At 65.7% G+C, this 24,193-nt stretch carries 23 protein-coding genes and 1 tRNA gene; 15 read left to right on the top strand and 9 right to left on the bottom strand.

Annotated elements, in window-relative coordinates:
• Window positions 1–30: 30 nt before the first annotated feature.
• Window positions 31–2,076 carry a S9 family peptidase gene (locus tag IEW49_RS01365; RefSeq protein WP_188640996.1) on the bottom strand — a complete coding sequence of 682 codons (2,046 nt, stop codon included), beginning with the start codon at window positions 2,074–2,076 and terminating at the stop codon, window positions 31–33.
• A 97-nt stretch (window positions 2,077–2,173) separates the two neighbouring features.
• On the opposite strand from IEW49_RS01365, the gene IEW49_RS01360 reads away from it, so the two are divergent.
• From IEW49_RS01360 to IEW49_RS01305, 12 genes are all read left to right on the top strand, one after another.
• Entirely contained in the window at window positions 2,174–3,475 is a 1,302-nt protein-coding gene (locus IEW49_RS01360; protein ID WP_188640995.1) for an amidohydrolase family protein, read from the top strand.
• Window positions 3,472–4,401 (top strand): MBL fold metallo-hydrolase, encoded by a 930-nt coding sequence (locus tag IEW49_RS01355; RefSeq protein WP_229658032.1) that lies wholly within the window; start codon window positions 3,472–3,474, stop codon window positions 4,399–4,401. The genes IEW49_RS01360 and IEW49_RS01355 overlap by 4 nt, the downstream gene beginning before the upstream one ends.
• 100 nt (window positions 4,402–4,501) lie before the next feature.
• Entirely contained in the window at window positions 4,502–6,358 is a 1,857-nt protein-coding gene (locus IEW49_RS01350; protein WP_188640993.1) for a DUF885 domain-containing protein, read from the top strand.
• Between the two features lie 67 nt (window positions 6,359–6,425).
• Window positions 6,426–8,210 carry a DUF885 domain-containing protein gene (locus IEW49_RS01345; RefSeq protein ID WP_188640992.1) on the top strand — a complete coding sequence of 595 codons (1,785 nt, stop codon included), beginning with the start codon at window positions 6,426–6,428 and terminating at the stop codon, window positions 8,208–8,210.
• 90 nt (window positions 8,211–8,300) lie between these two features.
• Window positions 8,301–8,798: an EF-hand domain-containing protein gene (locus IEW49_RS01340; RefSeq protein WP_188640991.1), complete on the top strand. Its 498-nt coding sequence runs from the start codon at window positions 8,301–8,303 to the stop codon at window positions 8,796–8,798.
• Window positions 8,799–8,887: 89 nt separating this feature from the next.
• A complete protein-coding gene (locus tag IEW49_RS01335) occupies window positions 8,888–10,168 on the top strand; it encodes a nucleotide sugar dehydrogenase (RefSeq protein ID WP_188640990.1) in 1,281 nt (426 codons plus the stop codon).
• A gap of 9 nt (window positions 10,169–10,177) precedes the next feature.
• Entirely contained in the window at window positions 10,178–11,191 is a 1,014-nt protein-coding gene (locus IEW49_RS01330) for an NAD-dependent epimerase/dehydratase family protein (RefSeq protein ID WP_188640989.1), read from the top strand.
• Window positions 11,192–11,783: 592 nt separating this feature from the next.
• Window positions 11,784–12,338: a dCTP deaminase gene (gene dcd / locus IEW49_RS01325; RefSeq protein ID WP_188640988.1), complete on the top strand. Its 555-nt coding sequence runs from the start codon at window positions 11,784–11,786 to the stop codon at window positions 12,336–12,338.
• 49 nt (window positions 12,339–12,387) lie between these two features.
• Window positions 12,388–13,587: a bifunctional alpha/beta hydrolase/OsmC family protein gene (locus IEW49_RS01320; RefSeq protein WP_188640987.1), complete on the top strand. Its 1,200-nt coding sequence runs from the start codon at window positions 12,388–12,390 to the stop codon at window positions 13,585–13,587.
• Window positions 13,584–14,765, top strand: coding sequence for a saccharopine dehydrogenase family protein (locus tag IEW49_RS01315; protein ID WP_188640986.1), 1,182 nt, complete (start codon window positions 13,584–13,586; stop codon window positions 14,763–14,765). Before IEW49_RS01320 ends, IEW49_RS01315 begins: the two co-directional genes overlap by 4 nt.
• 103 nt (window positions 14,766–14,868) lie before the next feature.
• Window positions 14,869–15,399 (top strand): DoxX family protein, encoded by a 531-nt coding sequence (locus IEW49_RS01310; RefSeq protein WP_188640985.1) that lies wholly within the window; start codon window positions 14,869–14,871, stop codon window positions 15,397–15,399.
• A complete protein-coding gene (locus IEW49_RS01305; RefSeq protein WP_188640984.1) occupies window positions 15,396–16,292 on the top strand; it encodes a haloalkane dehalogenase in 897 nt (298 codons plus the stop codon). The genes IEW49_RS01310 and IEW49_RS01305 overlap by 4 nt, the downstream gene beginning before the upstream one ends.
• Window positions 16,293–16,310: 18 nt before the next feature.
• Here the strand turns inward: IEW49_RS01305 and IEW49_RS01300 are convergent.
• Window positions 16,311–16,385, bottom strand: a tRNA-Gly gene (locus IEW49_RS01300).
• 194 nt (window positions 16,386–16,579) lie between these two features.
• On the opposite strand from IEW49_RS01300, the gene IEW49_RS01295 reads away from it, so the two are divergent.
• Both IEW49_RS01295 and IEW49_RS01290 read left to right on the top strand, forming a co-directional pair.
• A complete protein-coding gene (locus IEW49_RS01295; RefSeq protein ID WP_188643040.1) occupies window positions 16,580–17,482 on the top strand; it encodes a tetratricopeptide repeat protein in 903 nt (300 codons plus the stop codon).
• Between the two features lie 17 nt (window positions 17,483–17,499).
• On the top strand, window positions 17,500–18,114 hold the full coding sequence (locus tag IEW49_RS01290; RefSeq protein ID WP_188640983.1) for an LON peptidase substrate-binding domain-containing protein: 615 nt from the start codon (window positions 17,500–17,502) through the stop codon (window positions 18,112–18,114).
• Here the strand turns inward: IEW49_RS01290 and IEW49_RS01285 are convergent, their stop codons facing one another.
• The 6 genes from IEW49_RS01285 to IEW49_RS01260 form a co-directional block, all read right to left on the bottom strand.
• Complete coding sequence (locus IEW49_RS01285) at window positions 18,115–18,738, bottom strand: MarC family protein (RefSeq protein WP_188640982.1); 624 nt, start codon at window positions 18,736–18,738, stop codon at window positions 18,115–18,117.
• Window positions 18,735–19,541, bottom strand: a complete 807-nt coding sequence (locus IEW49_RS01280) for a Cif family virulence factor (RefSeq protein ID WP_188640981.1) — start codon at window positions 19,539–19,541, stop codon at window positions 18,735–18,737. The genes IEW49_RS01285 and IEW49_RS01280 overlap by 4 nt, the downstream gene beginning before the upstream one ends.
• Window positions 19,538–20,431 (bottom strand): bifunctional methylenetetrahydrofolate dehydrogenase/methenyltetrahydrofolate cyclohydrolase FolD, encoded by an 894-nt coding sequence (gene folD, locus IEW49_RS01275; RefSeq protein ID WP_188640980.1) that lies wholly within the window; start codon window positions 20,429–20,431, stop codon window positions 19,538–19,540. The genes IEW49_RS01280 and folD overlap by 4 nt, the downstream gene beginning before the upstream one ends.
• The gene (locus tag IEW49_RS01270) at window positions 20,428–20,724 is read right to left on the bottom strand and encodes a YggT family protein (RefSeq protein WP_188640979.1); all 297 of its coding nucleotides are present in this window, start codon (window positions 20,722–20,724) and stop codon (window positions 20,428–20,430) included. The genes folD and IEW49_RS01270 overlap by 4 nt, the downstream gene beginning before the upstream one ends.
• 71 nt (window positions 20,725–20,795) lie before the next feature.
• Window positions 20,796–21,710 carry an acetylglutamate kinase gene (gene argB / locus IEW49_RS01265; protein WP_188640978.1) on the bottom strand — a complete coding sequence of 305 codons (915 nt, stop codon included), beginning with the start codon at window positions 21,708–21,710 and terminating at the stop codon, window positions 20,796–20,798.
• Window positions 21,707–22,375 (bottom strand): queuosine precursor transporter, encoded by a 669-nt coding sequence (locus IEW49_RS01260; protein WP_188640977.1) that lies wholly within the window; start codon window positions 22,373–22,375, stop codon window positions 21,707–21,709. Before IEW49_RS01260 ends, argB begins: the two co-directional genes overlap by 4 nt.
• A gap of 133 nt (window positions 22,376–22,508) precedes the next feature.
• On the opposite strand from IEW49_RS01260, the gene IEW49_RS01255 reads away from it, so the two are divergent.
• Complete coding sequence (locus tag IEW49_RS01255) at window positions 22,509–23,828, top strand: NupC/NupG family nucleoside CNT transporter (protein WP_188640976.1); 1,320 nt, start codon at window positions 22,509–22,511, stop codon at window positions 23,826–23,828.
• On the opposite strand, the gene IEW49_RS01250 is transcribed toward IEW49_RS01255, so the two are convergent.
• Window positions 23,811–24,113 (bottom strand): hypothetical protein, encoded by a 303-nt coding sequence (locus tag IEW49_RS01250; RefSeq protein WP_188640975.1) that lies wholly within the window; start codon window positions 24,111–24,113, stop codon window positions 23,811–23,813. The two genes, IEW49_RS01255 and IEW49_RS01250, sit on opposite strands and share 18 nt — an antisense overlap.
• Window positions 24,114–24,193: the final 80 nt, after the last annotated feature.

Raw genomic sequence — 24,193 nt, 5'->3', positions numbered from 1 at the left:
GCGCCTTTTTCGATCCAATCCCTTGATCGATCAGCTTTCGCCGTCGTCGCTGCCGAGATCGAGCTCGGGCCGCGGGTCCGGCATCTCGGCGTCGCGATCGCCGGTCTTCAGGTAGGTGTCGAACCATTCCATCATGCGGACATTGTAGTCGTAGCGCGAGGCGGCGCGCGCATTGCCGTGGCCTTCGCCCGGATAGAGCACGAGGCGCACCGGCGTCTCGGGCTTGCGCACCTTGATCGAGCGATAGAGCTCGTAGCTCTGGCTCGGCGCGACGCGCGTGTCGCTGTCGCCGTGCATGATCAGCAGCGGGGTCTCGGCCTTGTCGACGTGGTAGATCGGCGAGACTTCGAGCATCTTCTGCCAGTCGTCCCACGGCCAGGCGCGGCTATGCACGTTGTACATCTCGTAGGGGATGTCGGTGGTGCCGAATTTCGAGATCTGGTTCGAGATTCCGACGAACATCACGCCCGCGGCGAACTCGTCCGAGTAATAGGTCGAACCCCAGGCGGTGGCATAGCCGCCATAGGAGCCGCCGGTGATCCCGGTGCGGTCGGCATCGGCGATCCCGTCGGCCGCAAGCGCGCGCTTCGCGTCGACGAGGTCGCGGAACTCGGGATCGGTGTAGCGACCCTGATGCGCCTTGGCAAAGGCAACGCCGTAGCCGGTCGAGCCGCGATAATTGGGCTGGAACACGGCATAGCCCTGCCCCGCGGCGACCTGGCCCGGACCCGAATAGGCCGTCGTCCAGCCGTTCGAATCATGCGCTTCGGGCCCGCCATGGACGTCGAGGATCAGCGGGGCACCGCCGGCAGGCACGCCGCCCACGGGCAGGACCAGCACGCCTTCGATCTCGGTGCCGTCGGTCGCAGTATAGCGATAGGGGCGCTGTTCGCCGAAATCGATCTCGGCGAGCCAAGGATTGTGGCTCGTCCAGCGTTCCCACATCGCGCCCTTCCAGACGTAGAGTTCGCTCGGATGCTGCGCGGTCGAGGCACGCACCGCGATGCGATTGCCGCCGGCCTCGATGCTGCTGATCGAAAGGTTCTCGCCATCGATCTGCTGCGCAACCGAACCGTCGGGCGAATAGATCCGCAGATCGCTCATCACCCCGGTGTGGATCACCGCCGCGAGGCGGCCATCGGCGAGGAATTCGGCATCGACCGCCGCTTCGGCCGCGCCTTCGTTGAGCGCGGTCATCGCGCCCGACACCGGGTCGACGTAATAGAGCGTGGTCGCGGCCGGATCGTTCATGTCGATCCCGGCAATCATCGACATCTTCATCGAATCGGGCGCGATTTCGACGTCGCCGATCTTGCCCGGAGTCTCGACCACGCGGGTCACGTCGCCGCTCGCGAGATCGACGATATGCACGCGCTTCGAGGTGTAGCTGTCGTCGACCTGCGGGGTCGGCGCGCTCTCGACGGCGGCCCACTGCCCGTTCGGCGCGACCTGGAAGGCCGAGACATAACCCGGGATCGCCACGCTGCGCGGGTTGGCGTCGATCTCGTCGCCGAGCCGGGCCGAGAACAGGCGGTTAAGCTGGGCTTCCTCTTCATAGACGACCGCATCGAAGCCCTTCTTGCTCTCGCCACTGCGGCCCTTGTCCTCTGCAGCTGCGACCAGCAGGTGGACCATCGAGCCGTCGGGCGAGAAATCGTAGCTGCGGACATGCGCGCCATCGACCGCAGCGAGCTTGCGATAGGCGCCGCCGTCGATCGGCAGGCCCCACACGGCGCGCTTTTCACCGTCGTTGGCCCAGATGAAGGCGATCATCCGGCCATCGGGCGAGAACTTGACCGTCGACGGGCTGATGTCTTCGGGCAGGAAGGCGCGGGCCTGGTCCTTCTCCCATGCGACCATCAGTTCCTGCCGGGTGGTGCCGTCTTCCTCGCCGCTGGTGACGTCAGGCAGGCTGGCGACGGTGTAGGCGATCCGCGTCCCGTCGGGCGAGACCGCGATTTGGCCGACGCTTTCGAGCTTGGCCACGTCCTCGGCCGTCATCACGCGCGCCTGCGCGGCGGTGAACGGCGTGATCAGCGCACCCGCGAGCAGGGCGGATTTGGTCAATTTGAGCATCTGTTTCCTCTCCGGTGAAATCTTCCGCCTGCGCCTTAGCCATTGCAGCGCGCGCGGGGCAAGGGCATCACCCCGCCCGAGAGAGGGAGATTTTTCGATGACGTTCACCGCTTTTGCCGCCCGCACGCTGGCGCCGATCGCCGCGCTGGCGGGCCTGATGACCACCGGTCCCGCGCTCGCGCAGGACGAGTTGCAGACCATCCTCGTCGACCGGGTGATCGTCGATCCGGCGCAGCCTGCGCTCGAGGGCCCGCGGACGATCACCGTGCGCGGCGGGCGGATCGCCAGTATCGAGGAAGGCTGGGCCGAGGCTGCCGAAGGCGCCCCGACGATCGATCTATCGGGCAAGACGGTGATGCCCGGCCTGATCGACCTCCACGTCCACCTGACCGGCGATCCGGGCGGCGACTACTGGAAGGAAGCGGTCGAGGCCGACGAATGGGGCGTGGTCGTCGGCGCGAAGAATGCGCGGCTCACCGCGCTCGCCGGATTCACCACCGTGCGCGAGGCCGGGAGCGGACCGCAGACCGCCTTCGCGCTACGTCGCGGCACCGCCGAAGGCATGATCGCGGGCCCGCGCATCATCGCCGCCGGGCCGCCGCTCGCGATCATCGGCGGGCATGGCGACGTCAACGGCTTCCGGCCCGAGGTCAACGAATTGCTCGACAGCGGGTTCACCTGCACCGGTGCGGTCGAGTGCGCGGCCAAGGTCCGGCTCGCGAGCCAGAACGGGGCCGACACCATCAAGATCACCGCGACCGGCGGCGTGCTCAGCCAGCAGGGGCGCGGGCTCGAGGCGCATTTCAGCGATGCCGAGATGAAGGCGATCGCCGACACCGCGCATTCGCTCGGCCTCAAGGTCATGGCGCACGCACACGGAGCGCGCGGGATCGAGGCGGCGGCGCGCGCAGGTATCGATACGATCGAGCACGGCACCTATCTCGACGAGGCGGCGGCCGAGGCGATGAAGGCCAACGGCACCGTGCTCGTTCCCACGCTGATGGCGTTCAAGGGGGTGACCGAGCGGCTCGGCCAGGGCGTCTACACGCCGGTCGTCGAAGACAAGATCCGCGCCGTGGCCGAGACCGCGCGCGTGTTCATGGGCAAGGCCTATCGCTGGGGCGTGCCGATCGCCTTCGGCACCGATGCCGGCGTGTTCGCACATGGCCGCAATGCCGGCGAATTCGCGCTGATGGTCGAACAGGGCATGAGCCCGCGCGATGCGCTCGCCAGTGCGACCACCGTCGCGGCCAGGGTGCTCGAGATGGAGAACGAGATCGGTCGCATCGCCCCCGGCATGTCGGCCGACATCATCGCGGTGACCGGCGATCCGCTCGCCGACGTCACCGTGCTCGAGAAGGTCGAATGGGTGATGGTGCGCGGTCGAGTGGTCGAGTGATCCGTCCCCTCGCCGCCGCGCTGGCGCTCGCAATTCCTTCGGCAGCGTCGGCGCAGGACGCGGCGCAATGCAGCCTCGAACTCGTCGTGCTCGGCGCGGGACAGGACGCGGGTGCGCCGCAGATCGGCAATGCCGCTGACGATGGTCCGGAATTGTGGCCGAGCTCGCTCGCGGTGGTCGACCGCGCGCGCGGCGAGCGGTTCCTGTTCGACGCCACCCCGGCGATTACCGACCAGCTCGCGCTGCTCGACGAGATAGCTCCGCCCGACCATGGGCTGGGGATCGACGGCTTGTTCCTGACCCATGCGCATATCGGCCATTACCTGGGCCTCGCCTGGCTCGGGCGCGAAGCGGCGGGCGCTGACGGCGTGCCGGTTTACGCGATGCCGCGCATGGCCAAATTCCTGCGGACCAACGGCCCGTGGAGCCAGCTGGTCGACCTCGGCAACATCGAGTTGCGCGATCTCGCCGGCGGCGACGTCCAGGCTATCACCGACCATTTCGGCGTTTGGGCGATAGAAGTCCCGCACCGCGACGAATATTCCGAGACGGTTGGCTTCGTCGTGATGAGCCCGGGCAAGACCGCGCTCTACGTCCCCGATATCGACAGCTGGGAGGATTTCGCCGCCGCAAGTCCGCTGGACCTGTCCGCGCTGATCGCCGCGGTCGACCACGCCTTCATCGACGCGACCTTCTGGGACGACAACGAGCTACCGGGGCGCGACATGAGCGAGATCCCGCATCCGCGCGTCACGGCGACAATGGCGATGCTCGCCGACTTGCCCGATTCCGAGCGGGCAAAGGTCAAATTCATCCATTACAACCACACCAACCCGATCCGCGATCCGGACAGCGCAGAAAGCCGCGAGGTCTCCGCACGCGGTTTCGCCGTCGCGCGCCGGGGGGATCGCCACTGCCTCGACTGAACGACCATTCGTCGAAACCGGACGGTCGATCATCCATCGCGCCCTTGCCGATCGCTCTCGCCAGTCATAGGCGGGCAACACACCAACAAGGGGATCATCAATGTCGTTCGTTCGTCTCGCGCTGACCGGCGCTTCCGCTCTCGCCCTCGCCGCCTGCGCGGCCACCGCGGAAGAGCCCGCCTCCACCGCCGCCCAGCCGCTGCCGCAGGTCGCGACGACCGAGACCGGGCAAGCGGCTGAAGAGAGCGAGCACGACAAGCTGTTCGCGCTGTTCGCCGAGGCCGACGAACGCAGCCTCAAGCTCAACCCGATCAGCGCGCTGTTCCGCGGCGACATGCGTTATGCCGACCGACTGGGCGACTATCTCGAGGACGAATACTATACCGCCAGCGAAGCCGATGCGCGATTGAACCTTCGCCAGCTCGCCACGATCGACCGCGCCGCGCTAAACGACACGGACCAGCTCGCCTACGACGTGTTCGAATACAACCAGCAGCAGGCCCTGAAGGGCCTCGCCCCCGAAGTGATCGCCGCCACGCTGGTGCGCCCGGTCAACCATTTCGCCGGCTTCCATACCTTCTACCCGACCTTCGCCAGCGGGCAGAGCGCGGCGCCCTTCGCCACGGTCGAGGACTACGAGAACAACCTCAAGCGGCACGACAACTACGTCGAGTTGACCGATCGCGCGATCGACCGCTTTCGCGAGGGCATGGAGAGCGGCGTCTACGAAACCAAGCTGACGATCCGTAACGTGATCGACCAGCTCGACACCCAGCTCGCGATCCCGGTCGAGGAATCGCCCTTCATGGGTCCGGCAGGGATGTATCCCGAGGGTTTCACCGAGGAGGAAAAGGCGCGCCTGACCGCCGATTATGTCGCCAAGACGCGTGAAATCTACGCCGCGCATGAACGCCTGCGCGACTTCCTGCGCGACGAATACCTCGCCGTGGCGCGCGACAGTGTGGGTCTTTCGCAGATGAAGGGCGGCGCCGCGCTCTATCGCCAGCTGATCGAGGACACGACCACGCTGCCGCTGACCGCCGACTACCTCCACAATCTGGGCCTCAGCGAAGTCGCACGGATCAAGGGCGGGCTGGAAGAGATCAAGGCCGAAGTCGGCTTCGAAGGCACGCTCAACGAGTTCTTCGACTTCGTCCGCACCGATCCGCAGTTCAAGCCGGAAAGCCGCGAGGCGCTGACGCAGACCTACTACGAGATCGGCGAGACGGTCGACGCGCTGATCCCCCAATATTTCTCGCTGACGCCGAAGACCGAGCTCGAGATCAAGCCTTACGAGCCGTTCCGCGAGCAGTTCTCGGCCGGTGGCTCGTACCAGTCGGGCTCGCCCGACGGATCGCGCCCGGGCACGTTCTATTTCAACGCCTACGACCTGCCGAGCCGCCTCACCACGGGCAACGTGACGCTGTACCTGCACGAAGGCGCGCCGGGGCATCACTTCCAGATCAGCCTCGCGCAGGAAAACGAGGACCTTCCGGCGTTCATGCGCTTCGGCGGCAACACCGCCTATGTCGAAGGCTGGGCGCTCTATTCCGAGACGATCGGTTACGAGATGGGGCTCTTCGACGATCCGTGGAATCGTTATGGAACGCTGCAGGACGAGCAGCTGCGCGCGATGCGCCTCGTCGTCGACACTGGCCTCCACGCCAAGGGCTGGACCCGCGAGCAGGCGATCGACTTCATGCTCGAAAACAGCGGCATGACCCGCACCGAGGTGGTCGCCGAGGTCGAGCGTTACATCGCGATTCCCTCGCAGGCGCTGGCTTACAAGGTCGGAGCGCTCAAGATCCAGGAATTGCGCGCCAAGGCGGAAAAGGCCCTGGGCGATCGCTTCGACATCCGCGATTTCCATGCGCAGGTGCTCGATACCGGGGCGCTGCCGCTGCCCGTGCTCGAGCGCAAGATCGACGCCTGGATCGCCGCCGGCGGCGGGCGCTAGTCCGCCACGGCTGCTTCCCAAAGTCCGGCGAGCGCGATAGGCTCGCCGGGCAAGGGAGAAGGCCGACATGACCAAGATTTCGATCCGCGCCGCGCTGGCGCTCGCCGCCGCCACGACGCTGGCGGGGTGCGCCAGCACCGGCATACCCGCGAGCGAGGCCCCGGCCCCCACCGACAGGCAGCTCGCCGCGGCGATGCTCGACACGCTGCTCGAGCGCAGCGAGGCCGATTACCTCGATCGCAATCCGGTCAGTGCGTTCGTCCGCAGCGATTTCAGCGACGCCGACCGGCTCGGCGATTTCTCGCCCGCCTATTACGACAGGGAACGCGCGGCGGCGCAGGCCGACCTCGCCGAATTGCGGCGGATCGACCGTTCGGCGCTGAGCGAGACCGACCAGGTCGTCTACGACACGTTCGAATACACCATGCAGCGCCGCCTGGCAGAAACCGAAGGCGAGGCGCTGCGCACCGCGCTCGCGCTGCCGCTCGACCATTTTCGCGGTTTCCACGTCTCCTACCCGCGCCTGTCGGCCCCGGGCGCGCTCATGCCCTACGACACCGTCGCCGACTACGAGAACAACCTCGCCCGGCACGAGGCCTTCGCCGAAGGGATCGACCAGGCGATCGCGCGGCTGCGGACCGGCGCTGCGCAGGGCATCACCCTGCCGCGCCTGTCGGTCGAGATCATGATCGACCAGCTCGACACGCAACTGGGCGCGCCCGACGAGGCCAACCCCTATTACGCCCCGCTCGGCGCGTTCCCCGACACATTCGACCCGGCCGAGCGCGCGCGGCTGACCGAGGCCTATCGCGCCTCGATCACGAGCACGCTGTTTCCCGCCATGCGCAAGCTGCGCACCTTCCTTGCCGAGGAATATCTGCCGCAGGCGCGCGACACGATCGCGGCGACCGCCAATCCGGGCGGCGACGCATACTATTCCTATCGTATCCAGGAAATGACGACGCTGCCGCTCACGGCCGACGAGATCCACGAAACGGGCCTCGCCGAAGTCCGCCGGATCAGCGCGCAGATCGCCGAGGCGCGCGCCGAGATCGGCGATCGCACACGCCCGACCTATGCCAACAAGGCGGAATTGCAGGAGGCCTGGTACGAGGTCGCCGCCAAGGTCGACCCGAAGCTCGACGCACTGTTCGCCAAGCAGCCCGAGACGCCGCTGCAGATCATCCCGTATGAAGAATATCGCGAGAAATACAGCCTCGCCGCCTCGTATTTTCCAGGCAAGGTCGACGGCTCGCGCCCCGGGACATTCTATTTCAGCGGTTACAATGTCGCCGAACGCGAACTGCGCCCTTCGATCGCGCTCTACATGCACGAAGGCAATCCGGGCCATCACTTCCAGATCATGATCGCCTACGAGAACGAGGATCTGCCCGATTTCATGCGCTACGGCGGGTTCACCGCCTATAGCGAGGGCTGGGGTCTCTATGCCGAGAGTCTCGGCTACGAGCTCGGCCTCTACGACGACCCGATCGACCGGGTCGCCGCGCTGGCCGGCGGCGAGATGCTGCGCGCGGTTCGGCTGGTGGTCGACACCGGCATGCACGCCAAGGGCTGGAGCCGCGAACGCGCGATCGACTTCATGGTGGAGAACGGCGCTCCGCGCGATTTCGCCGAGACCGAGACCGCCCGCTACATCGTGATGCCGGGACAGGCGCTCGCGTACAAGGTGGGCGAATTGAAGATCAAGCAACTGCGTGCCCGCGCCGCCGCCGCACTGGGCGACGATTTCGACGTCCGCAGCTTCCACGACCAGGTGCTCAACACCGGCGCAATCCCGCTGCCGGTGCTCGAGGCCAAGATCGAGCGCTGGATTGCCGCCGGCGGACGCTGACCCGTTCGGGGACGACCCGTTCATCTGCGGTTGAAGCGGAGTGTGGCATCCCGCTAGGGAGAGTTTCCTATTTTTTCGGGGGTTACATCCATGTCCATCCGCCTCGCACTCGTGGCGTCGCTGTTTGCCGCGATCTCCACGCCGGTCGCAGCGCAACAGCAGCCGCAGCAACAACCGGCCGCCGACCAGCCGCTCGACCGCGGCACCTTCATCCAGCGGATGGATGCCGAGTTCGGCGCGCTCGACGCCGACGGCAATGGCCAGGTGACCGCGCAGGAGGCGATGAACGCCCAGCGCCAGCAGACCTACAACCAGGCGATGCGGCAGAACCAGGCCGCCTTCCAGCAGCTCGACCGCGACGGTAACGGCGTGCTCACCGCCGAGGAATTCGCCGGTCTCGTGAACCCGCAGGCGATCCCGGCCGATCCCGCCCCGCTGATGCAGGCGTTCGACGCCAATGGCGACGGGATCATCACGCTGGTCGAGTACCGCGTGCGCACGCAGGCCAATTTCGACGCGGTCGATTCCGATCGCGACGGGGTGGTGACCAACAGCGAAATGCAGGCCGCCGGCATCGTCGTGAACTGATCGCGTCGCGGTGAATCGCCGGGTAACGGTTTTTCAGCCCCTTGCCGCTATAGCCCCCGGCGGAGCATAAGCCGCCTCTTCGGGTGGCAATGGCAAGGGGGCCTCGATTGTCCAAAACGGTAACCGTCATCGGGCTCGGCTATGTCGGGCTACCGCTCGCCGTCGCGCTGGCGAAGCATTTCGACACGGTCGGGTTCGACGTCGATGCGCGGCGTATAGCCGAACTTCGCGACGGGCATGATCGTACCGACGAGATCGACGGCGAGCGTCTCTCGGCGAGCACCCTCGCGCTGACCGACGATTCGAACGCGATTCCGCCGAGCGATTTCTACATCGTCACCGTCCCCACCCCGATCGATGCCGAGCGCAAGCCCGACCTCTCGCTGGTCGAGGCGGCCAGCCGCACCGTCGGCGCCTTGCTTCCGGCAGCGATCGCCGCGGGCAAGACACCGATCGTAGTCTATGAAAGCACCGTCTATCCCGGCGTGACCGAGGAAGTCTGCGGACCGATCCTCGGACAGGTCTCGGGCAAGGCCTGCGGCGAGGACTTTTTCCTCGGCTACAGCCCCGAGCGGATCAATCCGGGCGATCGCGAACACACGATCGAGAAGATCACCAAGGTCGTCGCGGGCCAGACTCCCGAGGTACTCGACGCGGTCGCCGATCTCTACGGCGCGGTCACCAGCGGCGGGACCTTCCGCGCCGCATCGATCAAGGCCGCCGAGGCCGCGAAGGTGATCGAGAACGCCCAGCGCGACATCAACATCGCCTTCATGAACGAGATCGCGCAGATCTTCGGTAAGATGGACCTGTCGATCTGGGACGTGCTCGCCGCCGCGCGCACCAAGTGGAACTTCCTTCCCTTCACCCCCGGCCTCGTCGGCGGGCACTGCATCGGCGTCGATCCCTACTACCTCGCCCACCGCGCCGAGGAGCTGGGCCACGATCCGCGCGTGATCCTGTCGGGCCGCGGGATCAACGATTCGATGGCGCGCTTCGTCGCCGAGCGGCTTCACGGTGCGCGCGGGCACAAACCGGGTCGCGCGCTGGTACTCGGCCTCACCTTCAAGGAGGACGTACCAGACTTGCGCAATTCCAAGGTCGCCGACCTCGTGGCGGGGCTGGCAGAACTGGGTCACGACGTGACCGTCCACGATCCGCTCGCCGACAGTCCCGAAGCCGAACACGAATACGGGCTCACGCTCGATCCGCAGGCGCTCGAGCGGACCTACGACCTCGTCGTCCTCGCCGTGCCGCATCGCGACTATCGCGACATGGGCAGCGAGGCGCTGCGCCAGCTGCTGGCGGAGGGCGGCACACTCGCCGATCTCAAGGGCACTCTCGACGGGCAGGCCGACTGGACCCTATAGGCGCTCACCATGCGCAAGGTCTTCATCACCGGCTCGGCCGGCTTCATCGGCTTCCATCTCGCCCAGCACCTGCTCGAAGAGGGCTTCGCGGTCGTCGGCTATGACGGAATGACCGATTATTACGACGTCCGCATCAAGCAGCGCCGCCACCAGATGCTGTCCCAGAACGAGCATTTTGCCGCGCATGAAGGCATGCTCGAGGATTTCGACAAATTGCACGACCTGATGCTCGCCGAAAAGCCCGACGTCATCGTCCACCTCGCGGCGCAGGCGGGGGTGCGGTACAGCCTCGAAAACCCGCGCGCCTATCTCGATTCCAACCTCGTCGGCACGTTCAATGTGATGGAATGCGCGCGCGAGCTCGAGGTCGATCACCTGCTGATGGCCTCGACCAGCTCGGTCTACGGCGCGAACGAGGAGATGCCCTTCTCCGAGCTGCAGAAGACCGACACCCCGCTGACCTTCTACGCCGCGACCAAGAAGGCGACCGAGGCGATGGGCCATTCCTATGCCCATCTCTGGAACCTGCCGACCACCATGTTCCGCTTCTTCACCGTCTATGGACCGTGGGGCCGGCCCGACATGGCGCTGTTCAAGTTCACCAAGGGGATCCTCGAGGGCGAGCCGATCGACATCTACAATCACGGCAAGATGTATCGCGACTTCACCTACGTCACCGATCTGGTGCGCGGCATCCGCCTGCTGATCGACACCCCGCCGGTGCGTCCCGAGAGCAAGGACGACATTCCCGACTGGGATTCGCTCTCCCCCGCCGCGCCCTATCGCGTGGTCAATATCGGCAATAACGACCGCGTGCGGCTCGAGGATTTCGTCGACGCGATCGAGAGCGAGTGCGGGGTCGAGGCGAAGCGCAACTACATGGACATCCAGAAGGGCGACGTCCCCGCGACCTGGGCCGATGCGACTTTGTTGGAAAACCTCACCGGCTATCGCCCGCAGACCGATGTGAAGGAAGGCATCCGGCGGTTCGTGGCGTGGTACCGCGGATATTACGAGGTCTAGTACCCGTCATTGCGAGGAGCCAAAGCCGAGGCGGCAATCCAGAGCTCGCGCGCTTCCTCCGAATGAAGTGTCAGAGGAATGTACACAAACTTCTGGATGCACGAATCGATAGGGGTCAATAATGTACGATAAAAAAATCAAGAAATTGATACCTATCCTTTCCTCATCAATATTTCTATTCCCTATTTCTTTTCTATTTGATGATTTTTATATCAGAATGTCTGTTTTGATAATTTGTATATTGTTAGTTGTATGCTATCTATATTTTGCACTTAAGCCAAGAGTTTGCGGTCATGGGTATATTACTAGCGATCGCATAGGCCTATTTTATTTTCCATGGGTTATAGATCCTTGCCCGAAATGCAAAAAATCTAGTTTCGAATAGTTTCGTCCCGTAATTTGCACGGTGGCTAGGCGCATCGGCATCATAAGAGCGCGATCAACTTCGCGAGGGCTGGCGAGGGCATTTGTTCCAAGGTTGCTTTGCCAGCTATCCGAAGGGCGAGGCGCACCCTCGCTTCGCGCGCAATGACGAGGGGATAGCAAAAGACAATCCCTTGCCGCCCGCCCCACTTTGCGCGATCCCTCCCGCATGGCGATTCTTTCCGACAAGTGGATCCGCGAGCAGGCGCAGGCCAACGGCATGATCGAGCCGTTCGTCGAGGCGCAGCGCCGCGACGGTTGCATTTCCTACGGGCTCAGCTCCTACGGCTACGACGCGCGCGTCGCCCCCGAGTTCAAGATCTTCACCAATGTCGACAGCGCGGTGGTCGATCCGAAGGATTTCGCCGCCAACAGCTTCGTCGATCGCGAGACCGACGTCTGCGTGATCCCGCCCAACAGCTTCGCGCTCGCCCGCACGGTCGAATATTTCCGCGTGCCCAAGGACGTCCTGGTGATCTGCCTCGGCAAGAGCACCTATGCCCGCTGCGGGATCATCGTGAACGTCACCCCGCTGGAGCCGGGCTGGGAGGGCCATGTGACGCTGGAGTTTTCCAACACCACGCCGCTTCCGGCCAAGATCTACGCCAATGAAGGGGCGTGCCAGTTCCTGTTCCTCAAGGGCAACGAGCCGTGCGAGACGAGCTACGCCGACCGCGCGGGCAAATATATGGGACAGCGCGGCGTCACCCTGCCAAAATTGTAAGCCGTCCGCGTGTGACCTAATCCGGACCTCGTGCGTATGAGGAGAGGACATGCCACGCGAAAAAATCACCTTCCCCACCGCCGCCGGACACGAACTCGTCGGCACGCTCGAACTGCCTGCCGGACGCGTCAAGGGCGCGGCGGTGTTCGCGCATTGCTTCACCTGCAGCCAGAACTCGAAAGGCGCGACCTACCTGACCCGCGCGCTCGCCCGACGCGGGATTGCGACCTTGCGGTTCGATTTCACCGGGCTGGGCGGCAGCGAGGGAGATTTCGGCGATAGCGGGTTCGCCGGCGACGTCGTCGATGTCGAAGCCGCTGCGCGCGAGATGGCAAAGCGCTATGAAACCAAGGTGCTGCTGGTCGGCCACAGCCTCGGCGGCGCGGCGGTGCTGGCCGCGACCGCGCGGCTCGATTGCGTCTACGGCGTTGCGACGATCAACGCCCCCTCCGATGTGCCGCATGCGCTCGAGCGGATCGAGGGCGATCTCGAGGCGATCGCGCGCGACGGCAAGGGCGAGGTCGCGATCGGTGGCCGCCCCTTCACCATCAGCGCGCATTTCGTAGACGATACGCGCGAAGCCGATCTCGCCGCCAAGCTCGACGCGTTGCGCGTGCCGCTGATGGTGCTGCATTCGCCGACCGATCGGATCGTCGGAATCGAGCATGCCAAGGCGATCTTCGAACGCGCGCACCATCCCAAGAGCTTCGTCGGTCTCGAAGGAGCGGACCATTTGATGACTGACGAGGCGGATGCCGATTTCGCCAGCGAGATGATCGCGGGCTGGGCCGCGCGCTTCATGCCAAAGGACCCGGTGGCGCATCCCGAAAACGGCGTGATCGTGCGCACCGGCAACGGCAAATGGGGCACCGAAGTGGTCACCGGCCACCATGTCCTGACCGCCGACGAGCCGCGATCCTACGGCGGAGAGGACCTCGGCCCGACACCCTACGACCTGCTGCTCGCCGGGCTTGGCACCTGCACCGCGATGACGATGAAGTTCTACGCCGAGCGCGAGGGCCTGCCCTTCCACGGGGTCGAGGTCCGGCTGACCCACGATCGCGACCACGCGAAGGATTGCGATCATTGCGAGGACGAACCGCGCGTGCAGGCGATCCATCGCACGCTGCGTTTCGACGGCGACCTTCCGCAGGAGGTTGTCGACAAGCTGGCCGAAGTGGCCGACAAGTGCCCCGTCCACCGTACGCTCGAAGGCGATCTGCACATCCATACGGAGCTGTCCGAATGACCGAAACCACACGCGAATTCGATATCATCGTCTATGGCGCCACCGGCTATACCGGTCGCCTCGTCGCCGAGCATTTCGTGCGCGAATATGGTGGCAAGTCCGATGGCCCGAAATGGGCAATGGCGGGACGCAACCGGGCCAAGCTCGAGGATGTCCGCACGCTGATCGGCGCGCCCGACGACACGCCGCTGGTGGTCGCCGATGCCGACGATCCGGCGAGCCTCGACTCGATGGCCGCGCGCACCCGCGTCGTCCTCACCACGGTCGGCCCCTACCAGCTCTACGGCGAGTCGGTGCTCGCCGCCTGCGTCAAGGCCGGGACCCACTATGCCGACCTGTGCGGCGAGCCGGTGTGGATGCACAGGATGATCGAGAAATACGACGCACAGGCGAAGGAAAGCGGCGCGCGCGTCTCCTTCTCCTCCGGCTTCGATTCGATCCCGTTCGACCTCGGCGTGCTGATGCTGCAGGCCGAGGCGGTGAGGCGCTTCGGCAAGCCCGCCCCGCGCGTGAAGGGCCGCGTGCGCAAGATGGAAGGGACGTTTTCGGGCGGCACCGCGGCAAGCTTCAAGGCGACCATGGCCTCGGCGGCAAAGAAGCCGCGCGAATTCGCGCAATTGCAGGACCCGTTCCTGTTATGCGGCGATTTTTCCGGACCCGACCAGCCCGGCGGATTGCTGCCGGTCTATGACGATGAGCTCGAAAGCTGGGCAGCGCCCTTCATCATGGCGGGGATCAACACCAAGAACGTCCATCGCACGAACTTCCTCTCGGGGCACCAGTACGGCGAGGACTTCCGCTACGACGAAATGGTGCTGACGAGCCCCGGTGACATGGGCAAGGCGGCGGCCAAGGCGATCGGCGCCGCGCTCAAGGCACCGTTCGGCGATGGCGGGCCCAAGCCCGGCGAAGGCCCCTCCCCCGAAGAGCGCGAGAACGGGTTCTACGACCTGCTCTTCATCGGCCTCTATCCCGATGGAAAGTCGCTCAAATATGCGGTGAAAGGCAAGTACGATCCGGGCTACGGCTCGACCAGCCGGATGCTCGGCGAGACCGGCATGGCACTGCTCGAAAGCGATCATCCGGGCGGCATCGGCACCCCGGGTGCGATCCTCGGCGAGAAGCTCGTCGCGCGGCTGCGCGAGCGCGCCGAACTCAGTTTCGCGCCGGAGGACTGAGCACGAATTTCTCCCTTACGCGCTCCATGTTCGCCGGGCCCGGGAAACAATGCTAGGCCCTTTCGTTGAGGGTCGGTATACCGGGGGCAACGGGGAGAATATCATGGCCACCATCGCAGCCATTATCGGGCGTATCCTGATCGCGATCCTGTTCGTCGCCGCCGGCGCGAACAAGTTCATCGATCCGAGCGGGGCCGAACAGATGCTCGCTTCGCAGGGCTTCTCGCCCTCGCTGGTCTGGGTGGTCGCTACGTTCGAGGTCGTCGCCGGCCTCGCGATCGCGCTGGGCTTCGGCACCCGGATCGCGTCGCTCGCGCTGTTCGGCTTCACGATCCTCACGATCCTGTTCTTCCACAACGACTTCAACGATCCGGCGCAGGTCCAGATCGCGATGAAGAACGCCGCGGTCGCCGGCGGGCTGCTGATGGTGTTCGCCTATGGCCATGTCGTCGAAAGCTGGAAGGTCGTGCGCGCCCGCCGCGAGGGCGAAGTCGAGGCCAACGAGGCGCGCGCCGAAACGCGCGAGGCCGAGCTCGAGAAGGCGCGCGCGGAAGGCCGCGCCGAAGGGCTGGCCGAAGCAGCGCGCGCGCATGACGGCGTCGATGTGGACGGGGACGGCAAGGCCGATACGTGAAGACCTACCGGACGCCAGACCATCGCTTCGAGGGCCTGCCCGACTGGCCCTTCGCCCCCCACTACACCGAATTGACCTCGGGCCTCCGGATCCACCATGTGGACGAGGGTCCGCGAACCGCGCGCCCTGTGCTGATGATGCACGGTGAGCCGAGTTGGTCGTATCTCTACCGCAAGATGATCGGCCCGGTGGTCGAGGCCGGCTATCGCGTGCTCGCACCCGACCTGCCGGGCTTCGGTCGGTCGGACAAGCCGCTCTCGCGCTCCGACTTCACCTATGCCGCAATGGTCGCGTGGATGCGCGAATGGGTCGAGGCGGTCGACCTGAAAGGTGCGATCCTCGTCTGTCAGGACTGGGGATCGCTGATCGGCCTGCGCGTCCTAGCCGAAGTACCCGACCGCTTTTCCGCTGTCGTGCTTTCGAATGGCGGCCTGCCCGCCGGGCAGACCCCGCCCAGGGCCTTCGTCAAATGGCGCAAATTCGCCAAGTGGAGCCCGGTTTTCCCGATCGGCGGAATCGTCCAGCGCGCCAGCCGACGGGCCCTCAGCGATGCCGAAGTCGCGGCCTATGATGCGCCGTTCCCGGTGCGCAAGGCGAAGGCCGGCGCCCGCATGCTTCCCTCGCTCGTCCCGATGGGCGAGAACGTCGCGGTGCCCGACCAGCAGCGCGCCTGGGGCGTGCTCGAACACTGGGACAAGCCGTTCCGGTGCTGCTTTTCGGACAAGGACCCGATCACCCGCGGCGGGCACAACCGGTTCATCGACCGCGTTCCCGGCGCGCGCGACCAGTCGCACGGCCTGCTGAGGGGCGGGCACTTCATCCAGGAGGACGATCCCGACGGATTCGTCGCACATATCCTCGACGTCGCCGAACAGGTCGACGCGAAAGGCTGAATTTTCCGGGAGGTTCGATGGAGCGGGCGAGGCGATTCGAACGCCCGACCCCAACCTTGGCAAGGTTGTGCTCTACCCCTGAGCTACGCCCGCAATTCCATCGGATCGACGGGTCGTGCCCGTCGTGGGAGGCGCGCAGTTAGCAGCGGTCCCGCACCCTATCAAGCCCAAAAATGACGCTTTTGTCGCGCCGCCGGTCGCAGGTGACCGAACCCGCCCTTCACAAACGGGCGAGAATGGCCAAATAGGGCGCACACCAATCCAACAGGGGAAATTCCTTGGCCAGCATGGGTCTCAATCTCGACGAACAGAAAGCCGTCGAACGTTTCAAGAAAGACGTCGTCGAACCCTCGATGACGAACCTCGTCATCCTCGATTTCTACGCCGACTGGTGCGGGCCGTGCAAGGCGATCGCCCCGATGCTGGAGAAGGTCGCGGCCGAATATGCCGACAAGGGCGTGGTGCTGAAGAAAGTCGATGTCGACCAGGAAAAGTTCATCGCCAGCCAGTTCCAGGTCCAGTCGATCCCGACGATCTACGCCATGTTCCAGGGCCAGCCTGTGGCGGACCTGACCAAGGCGCGCAGCGAATCGCAGCTGAAGCAGACGCTCGACCAGATCCTGTCGCAATTGCCGATCGGCGACGGCGCCCAGGGCGGCGAACAGCAGCAGGATATCGGCCCGCTGGTCGAGATGGGCGAGGAAGTGCTGGCGAGCGGCGATGCCGAACGCGCGGCGGGTATCTTCGCGCAGATCGTCGAGATGAAGCCCGACAGCGCCGCGGCGCAGGGCGGGTTGATCCGCGCGCTGGCGCTCGCCGGGCTTAAGGACAAGGCGCAGGTCGCGCTCGACGCGGTCCCGCTCGAGATCGCCGAAGACCCGGCGATCACGCAGGCCAGGAGCGCGATCGAGCTGGCGGGCGAGGAAGTCGACAGCGGCGAACTCGACGCGGCGCGCAGCGCGGCCGAAGCGGGCGGGGCGCAGGAGAAGTTCGATTACGCCGAAAAGGCGTTCGCCGCCGGGGATCGCGATGCCGCGGCCGACACGCTGCTTTCTATCGTGCGCGACGAGCCCGAATGGAACGACGGTGCGGCCAAGGCCAAGCTGCTGCAGATCTTCGAGGCGGTCGGGCTCGAGGATCCGTGGGTAGCGGACAAGCGCCGCCAGCTCTCGCTGATCCTGTTCGGATAGGCCCCGTTCGAACAGGCATGGCCACTCAGCGCATCTCGATCTTCCCGCTCCCGGGAGCGATCCTGTTTCCCGGCCTGCAATTGCCGCTCCACATCTTCGAGCCTCGCTACCGCGCGCTGGTGACCGATGCGCTTGCCCGCAACCGGCAGATCGGGATGATCCAGCCCGAACGGCCAGAGGAAGGCTCGCCGCTGTTCAAGGTCGGCTGCATCGGGCGGATCGGCGATGTCGAGACGACCCAGGACGGCCGCTTCGACATCGTGCTCGAAGGCGTGTCGCGCTTCGCGGTGGTCGAGGAACTCGACGTCACCACCCAATACCGGCAGGTCACGGGCGAGCTGATCGAAGACCCTTCGCACCAGACGCTGAGCGCCATCGCGCGCGCCGATTTCGAGCGCGAGGCGCGGCGCTTTGCCGATGCGCAGGGCTATTCGGTCGACTGGGGCTCGGTCTCGCAACTCGACGACGAGACGCTGATCGACGGGGTCAGCCAGATCGCGCCGTTCGACCATGCGAGCAAGCAGGCGCTGCTCGAGGCCGACGACCTCGCGTCACGCTGCGAGCTGCTCGTCCAGCTGATGCAGTTCTACGGCAAGCGTGACGGCGACGAAGGCCGCGTCACGCTGCAGTAATCACACCGCAAACGCGCCGCGCAGGCCGTCGATGACGTATTGCGCGGCCAATGCCGCGAGCAGCACGCCGAGCAGGCGGGTAATCACCGCCTCGACCCGGTCGCCGAGCAAGCGGATCAGCGGGCGCGCGGCGATCAGCGCGATCATCGTGATGAGCAGCACCGCAGCCAGCGCGCCGAGCACCACGCCGGATTCCTCGATCGTCTCGGCCTCGTTCATCAGCAGCATGATCGCCGCGATCGCGCCGGGACCGGCGAGCATCGGCATCGCCATCGGGAAGACCGAGACGTCCTCGACTTCGGGCGTGGCGGCGACCTTCTCGGCACGTTCTTCCCGCCGCTGGGTGCGCTTCTCGAACACCATCTCGAAGGCAATGAAGAACAGCATCAGCCCGCCCGCTATGCGGAAACTGTCGAGCTCGATGTGAAGCGCACCGAGGAGGTCCTCGCCGAACATCGCGAAGATCAGCAGGATCACCGCCGCGATCAGGCAGGCGCGAATCGCCATCGCGCGCGCCTGACCCGGGGTCGCGCCCTTGGTCAGCCCGGCATAGATCGGCGCGCAGCCGGGCGGGTCGATGACCACGAACAGCGTGATGAAGGCGGAGACGAAGAGTTCGATCATTGGTCGGGCACGTGCTTTCCGTCTGGGTCGACTTCGAAGCCGAAAACGGTTTCGAACTTACCATCCTTGAACAGACGGACATCGAAGAGCCGACGACCGGTGTTCAGCTGGCTCCAGTTCCATGCGAGCGTTCGATCTCTCGAGGAATTCTGGCCCTCGGCTGCCAAATCAACCGGAACGAGGGGTGGCCGAGGATCGGGGAGAGCACTCGCACTCGGACAATCCGCCACCCGGCCTTCGATCGCCTCGATCGCGCGGATGACGATCGCGTTCTCGCCGGTCGGCGTGCTGTCGCGGCGCGCATTCTCGGCGGCGGTCAACTGGTCGTCGGGGGCACCCATGTCGTAGACCCAGCGATAGCGACCGTCGCGCTGGCGCTCCCACACGGTGACGTAATAACCCCACTGGCCTTCGGGCTCGGCGAACTTGCCCTGCGTTACCGCCACCGAACCGTCGCAGCTCGACCACACGGCGGTCGGGGTCCATTGCACCGGCGCAGGCGGATCGTCCTGTGCGGCAAGCCACGGATCGGCATCGATCGGGCCGTTGCGGCCATGGATCACCGCGCCATCGGCGGCAAAGCGGCGGAACGCGGTCCACTGCCCCTCGTCGCGCGCGGCGCGCGAGAAGGCGATATCGGTGGCCGCGACTTCGGACGGATTGGCGTAGCCGCCCAGCCGCGAGCCGTCGATCCGCTCGCCCGAGCCCTGGCCGTATCCGGGCATGTTCTTGTAGTCCGGCCCCATCGTGCATGCCGCGAGCGTCAGGGTCGCGAGTGCGGCGACGGCGCTTCCGCCCCTCACAGGCCCGCTTCCTCGAACGCGAGTCCCTCGCGCCGATGCGCGGCGACCAGCGTGTTGCGCAGCAGGACTGCGATCGTCATCGGGCCGACGCCGCCCGGCACCGGCGTGATCGCGGAAGCATTCTCTTCGGCACCGGCATAATCGACATCGCCGACCAGCCTGGCCTTCTCGCCCTCGCCGCGTTCGATCCGGTTGATCCCGACGTCGATCACCACCGCGCCCGGCTTGATCCAGTCGCCCTTGACCATCTCGGCGCGGCCCACCGCGGCGACGACGATATCGGCGCGGCGAACGACTTCGGGCAGGTCCTTGGTACGGCTGTGGGCAATGGTGACGGTGGCGTTTTCGTTGAGCAGCAGCTGCGCCATCGGCTTGCCGACGATATTGCTGCGCCCAATCACCACCGCGTCCTTGCCCGACAAATCGCCGAGGCGATCCTTGAGGAGCATGATGCAACCATAGGGCGTGCAGGGCACGAAGCCCTCGCCGCCCGTCGCGAGCCTTCCGGCATTGACGACGTGGAAGCCGTCGACGTCCTTGTCGGGCGCGATCGCGGCGATCACCGACTGTTCGTCGAGATGGTCGGGCAGTGGCAATTGCACGAGGATACCATCGACCTTGTCGTCGAGATTGAGCTGTTCGACGAGATCGAGCAGCGCGTCTTGCGAAGTCTCGGCGGGCAGGCGGTGCTCGAAGCTTTCCATTCCCGCCTCGACGGTCGCCTTGTGCTTGTTGCGAACATAGACATGGCTCGCCGGGTCCTCGCCGACCAGCACCACCGCGAGGCCGGGCTTGCGGCCCGCCTTCGCGGCGAATTCGGCCGCGCGTTCGCCGATCCGTTCGCGCAGGCGCGCGGCAAAGGCTTTCCCGTCGATGCGCTTCTCGGTCAAGTTGCGCTCCTGAGCACGGCGGCGAGCACGATCAGCAGGACCTGCAACCCGATGATCACCACCAGCGGGGAGAAATCGATCCCGCCCGTTTCGGGCAGGCGCCGCCGGATCGGGCCGAGCACCGGTTCGAGGAAATTGTTGATCGAGGTGTAGAAGCTGGCGAGGAACTGGTTCGACGAATTGATCACATTGAACGCGAACAGCAGGCCGATCACGAACTGGATGATGATCAGCCAGATGAAGATCGTCGCGAGCATGTCGACGATCTGGTAAATGGCAACGAGGGCTTCCATGCGTCAATTTCCGATTTGCTTGAAGGTGTGGGGCCTGTCTTAGTCGTGCGACACGCCCGACGCCACCCCGTCTAGCCTTGCGACCGCACCAGCGTGCCCGCGCCGCTGGCGGTGAAGAATTCGAGCAGCATCGCGTGGCGCACACGCCCGTCGAGGATCACCGCGGCCTCGCACCCGGCGTCGAGCGCAGCGGTGCAGGTCTCGAGCTTGGGAATCATCCCGCCGGTGATGGTCCCTTCGGCGGTGAGCCGCTCGATATCGGCGGGCGATAGTTCGGGCACGAGTTCGCCGTGGGCATCCTTCACCCCGGTCACGTCGGTCAGCAGCAGCAGTCGCGCGGCGCCCAGCGCACCCGCGATCGCGCCCGCCATCGTGTCGGCGTTGATGTTGTAGGTCTTGCCGTCGGCACCCGACGCGACCGGCGCGATCACCGGGATCATCCCCGCATCGCGCGCGGTCCGGATCACCGCGGTATCGACCGTCTCGGGCTCGCCCACGAAGCCCAGGTCGACGACCCGTTCGATATTGCTGTCGGGGTCGCGCTTCGTGCGCTCGAGCTTCTTCGCCTGGACCAGCCGCCCGTCCTTGCCCGACAGGCCGATCGCCTTGCCCCCGGCATCCTGGATTCGCGCGACGATCGATTTGTTGATCGCGCCCGAGAGCACCATCTCGGCGATCTCCGCAGTGGTCTCGTCGGTGACGCGCAGCCCGTCGACGAACTCGCTCTCGTGCCCGAGCCGCTCGAGCATCGCGCCGATCTGCGGCCCGCCGCCATGGACGACCACCGGATCGATCCCGACCTGCTTCAACAGCACGACGTCGCGCGCAAAGGCGGAAGCTGCATCCTCGTCGCCCATCGCGTGGCCGCCATATTTCACCACGAAGGTGCGCCCGGCATAGCGCTGCAGATAGGGCAGCGCCTCCATCAGCGTCGCGGCCTTGGCCTGCGCTCCGTCGGGCCCCAGGTCGGTCGCCTGCCCGGTCATGCGGGGTTCTTGTCGAGCGCGCGGCCCCAGCCGACCGCGAACTGGATCAGGAACGGCACCAGCACGAGGCTGAGCACGACCTTGGCGAGCATCTGGCCGAGAATCAGGTCGGTGATCGGGAATTCGCCGTAGAAGGCCACGCTGATGAAGATCAGCGTGTCGATCGCCTGGCTGAGCGCCGAGGCGATCGCGCCGCGCACCATGATCGACCCTGCACCGGCACCATCGCCCTTGCCCACCCTCAGGCGGTTGAACAGGTAGACGTTGAGCAGCAGCGAAACGCCGTAGGCGATCGGTCCCGCAATCATGATCCGCGGGGTCTGCGAATTGATCTTCTCGAACGCGGCGAGATTGTCCGCCGGCATGTCGGGCGAGGCCGGCAGCGCCAGCACCAGTCCGATCAGCACGATCGAGATCGCGAGCGGGACGAAGCCCCACAGCACCAGCCGGTTGGCGGTCTTTTCGCCGTGCAATTGGGAAATCGCGCTCGAGATCACCACCAGCAGGAGGAAGGCAAGGATGCCCGATTCGACTGCCAGCGGGCCGATCGCGAATTGCTTGTAGGCGAGGAAGCCCGCCAGCACCGTCATCCCGCCATAGATCAGCGAGAACACGAAGAGCGAACGGTGGGTGGCAGGCGCGGCAATCGTCGAGTTCTGTTCCATGGCGGGGCGATAGCGCAGGGCGCGCGCTCGGGAAAGTGTGACAAATGCCCTCGTCCACGCTCGCCATTGCATCGATGCATCGCTAGAGCGGTCCGCCACACGCACGCCGCTTCTGAGGGGGAGCCCCGAACCCATGTCCATCGTCTACAGCCTGCTGGGGATCGTGATGATCTTCGCGCTCGCCTTCCTGCTGTCGAAGGACCGCAAATCGATCCGCCTGCGCGTGGTCGGCGCGGCCTTCCTGCTGCAGGCCGGGTTCGCGGCGCTTGTGCTCTACGTGCCGCTCGGCAATCGTCTCCTCCAGGGCGCGGCGAAGGGGGTCGAGAACCTGCTCGGCTATGCCGGCGCCGGCGTGCAGTTCATCTTCGGCCCGCTCGCCTCGCCCGAGATCGGCGGCAACAGCTTCGCGATCGCGGCGCTGCCGGTGATCATCTTCTTCGCCTCGCTGATCGCGATCCTGTACTACCTCGGCATCATGCAGCTGGTGATCAAGTGGATCGGCGGCGGGCTCGAGAAGGTCACCGGCATCTCCAAGGTGGAGAGCCTGTGCGCCGCCTCGAACATCTTCGTCGGCCAGTCCGAAAGCCCGCTGGTGATCCGCCCCTATCTGGCCAGCCTCACGCCGAGCCAGCTGTTCTGCGTGATGAGCGTGGGCATGGCCGGCGTCGCGGGCACGATCCTCGCCGCCTATGCCAGCATGGGCATCCGCATCGACTATCTCGTCGCCGCCGCCTTCATGAGCGCGCCGGGCGGGATCCTGATGGCCAAGATGATCATGCCCGATCCGGTCGCGCTTCCCGCGGTGCAGGACGGGGCCGAGCCGGTCGAGGCGGATGAGGCCCCGCCCAGCCTCGCCGCCGCCGCATTGAACCGCGAGGAGATCGACGAGCCGGTCGCGGTCGACCACGACGACGAGAAGCCCGCCAACCTGATCATGGCCGCCGCGCAGGGCGCGCAGACCGGCGTCAAGCTCGCGGTCGCAGTCGGCGCGATGGTGCTCTCGTTCGTCGCGCTGATCGCGCTCGCCAACGGGTTGCTCGGCGGGATCGGCGGCTGGTTCGGTTACGGCGACCTGACCTTCCAGCAGATCGTCGGCTACATCTTCGCGCCGTTCTTCTACCTGCTCGCGACGCCCGACTGGGCCGAGGCGGTGCAGGCGGGCGGCTATTTCGGCACCAAGGTCGTGCTCAACGAATTCGTCGCCTTCATCGATCTCGGCGCAGCGGCGGCCTCCGATGCCAGCGGACTCTCCGAGCGCACGATCGCGGTGGTCACCTTCGCGCTGTGCGGCTTCGCCAACTTCTCGTCGATCGCGATCCAGATGGCGGTGACCGGCGGCCTCGCGCCCAACCAGCGCCCGATGATCGCCAAGCTTGGCGTGCGCGCGCTCATCGCGGGTTCGCTGTCGAACCTGATGAGCGCGGCGCTCGCCGGACTATTCCTCTCGCTCTAGCGCTTCGTCCACCGGTTCGGCGATCGTCGCGTCCCCGTCGAAGGGCTCCTCGGCTTCGACCACGACATCGGGCGGGGTCGCTTCTTCGAGATTGGTCGCATCGACCGTGTCGGCCTCGAGCTCGTCGGGCGTGATCTCCTGCGCGGTCTCGATCTGCTCTTCGCTCAGCTCGGTGTCGGTATCGCCCGCGGTGAGCCACCAGATCAGCGCCAGCACCGCCAGCGCGGCGAGGACCAGCAGCCAGGGGAAGCGGTTCTTCGTTTCAATGTCTTCGACGTCGGTCATGGGTCTTCTCCCTGTTGTTTCCGTGTGACCAACCGATCGCCGCTGTGCCCGTTCCGATTTCCCCCCCTGGCCTTGCCCGG

The organism is Pseudoblastomonas marina (genome assembly GCF_014641655.1).
GTDB lineage: Bacteria > Pseudomonadota > Alphaproteobacteria > Sphingomonadales > Sphingomonadaceae > Alteriqipengyuania_A > Alteriqipengyuania_A marina.
This window is presented reverse-complemented; position numbering and strand designations above follow the sequence as displayed.

What these genes read in the sequence shown, in the direction of transcription:
- IEW49_RS01365 (WP_188640996.1), bottom strand. Translation starts at nt 2,076, where the DNA reads ATGCTCAAATTGACCAAATCCGCCCTGCTCGCGGGTGCGCTGATCACG.
- IEW49_RS01360 (WP_188640995.1), top strand. Translation starts at nt 2,174, where the DNA reads ATGACGTTCACCGCTTTTGCCGCCCGCACGCTGGCGCCGATCGCCGCG.
- IEW49_RS01350 (WP_188640993.1), top strand. Translation starts at nt 4,502, where the DNA reads ATGTCGTTCGTTCGTCTCGCGCTGACCGGCGCTTCCGCTCTCGCCCTC.
- IEW49_RS01345 (WP_188640992.1), top strand. Translation starts at nt 6,426, where the DNA reads ATGACCAAGATTTCGATCCGCGCCGCGCTGGCGCTCGCCGCCGCCACG.
- IEW49_RS01340 (WP_188640991.1), top strand. Translation starts at nt 8,301, where the DNA reads ATGTCCATCCGCCTCGCACTCGTGGCGTCGCTGTTTGCCGCGATCTCC.
- IEW49_RS01335 (WP_188640990.1), top strand. Translation starts at nt 8,888, where the DNA reads ATGGCAAGGGGGCCTCGATTGTCCAAAACGGTAACCGTCATCGGGCTC.
- IEW49_RS01330 (WP_188640989.1), top strand. Translation starts at nt 10,178, where the DNA reads ATGCGCAAGGTCTTCATCACCGGCTCGGCCGGCTTCATCGGCTTCCAT.
- dcd (WP_188640988.1), top strand. Translation starts at nt 11,784, where the DNA reads ATGGCGATTCTTTCCGACAAGTGGATCCGCGAGCAGGCGCAGGCCAAC.
- IEW49_RS01320 (WP_188640987.1), top strand. Translation starts at nt 12,388, where the DNA reads ATGCCACGCGAAAAAATCACCTTCCCCACCGCCGCCGGACACGAACTC.
- IEW49_RS01315 (WP_188640986.1), top strand. Translation starts at nt 13,584, where the DNA reads ATGACCGAAACCACACGCGAATTCGATATCATCGTCTATGGCGCCACC.
- IEW49_RS01310 (WP_188640985.1), top strand. Translation starts at nt 14,869, where the DNA reads ATGGCCACCATCGCAGCCATTATCGGGCGTATCCTGATCGCGATCCTG.
- IEW49_RS01295 (WP_188643040.1), top strand. Translation starts at nt 16,580, where the DNA reads ATGGGTCTCAATCTCGACGAACAGAAAGCCGTCGAACGTTTCAAGAAA.
- IEW49_RS01290 (WP_188640983.1), top strand. Translation starts at nt 17,500, where the DNA reads ATGGCCACTCAGCGCATCTCGATCTTCCCGCTCCCGGGAGCGATCCTG.
- IEW49_RS01285 (WP_188640982.1), bottom strand. Translation starts at nt 18,738, where the DNA reads ATGATCGAACTCTTCGTCTCCGCCTTCATCACGCTGTTCGTGGTCATC.
- IEW49_RS01270 (WP_188640979.1), bottom strand. Translation starts at nt 20,724, where the DNA reads ATGGAAGCCCTCGTTGCCATTTACCAGATCGTCGACATGCTCGCGACG.
- argB (WP_188640978.1), bottom strand. Translation starts at nt 21,710, where the DNA reads ATGACCGGGCAGGCGACCGACCTGGGGCCCGACGGAGCGCAGGCCAAG.
- IEW49_RS01260 (WP_188640977.1), bottom strand. Translation starts at nt 22,375, where the DNA reads ATGGAACAGAACTCGACGATTGCCGCGCCTGCCACCCACCGTTCGCTC.
- IEW49_RS01255 (WP_188640976.1), top strand. Translation starts at nt 22,509, where the DNA reads ATGTCCATCGTCTACAGCCTGCTGGGGATCGTGATGATCTTCGCGCTC.
- IEW49_RS01250 (WP_188640975.1), bottom strand. Translation starts at nt 24,113, where the DNA reads ATGACCGACGTCGAAGACATTGAAACGAAGAACCGCTTCCCCTGGCTG.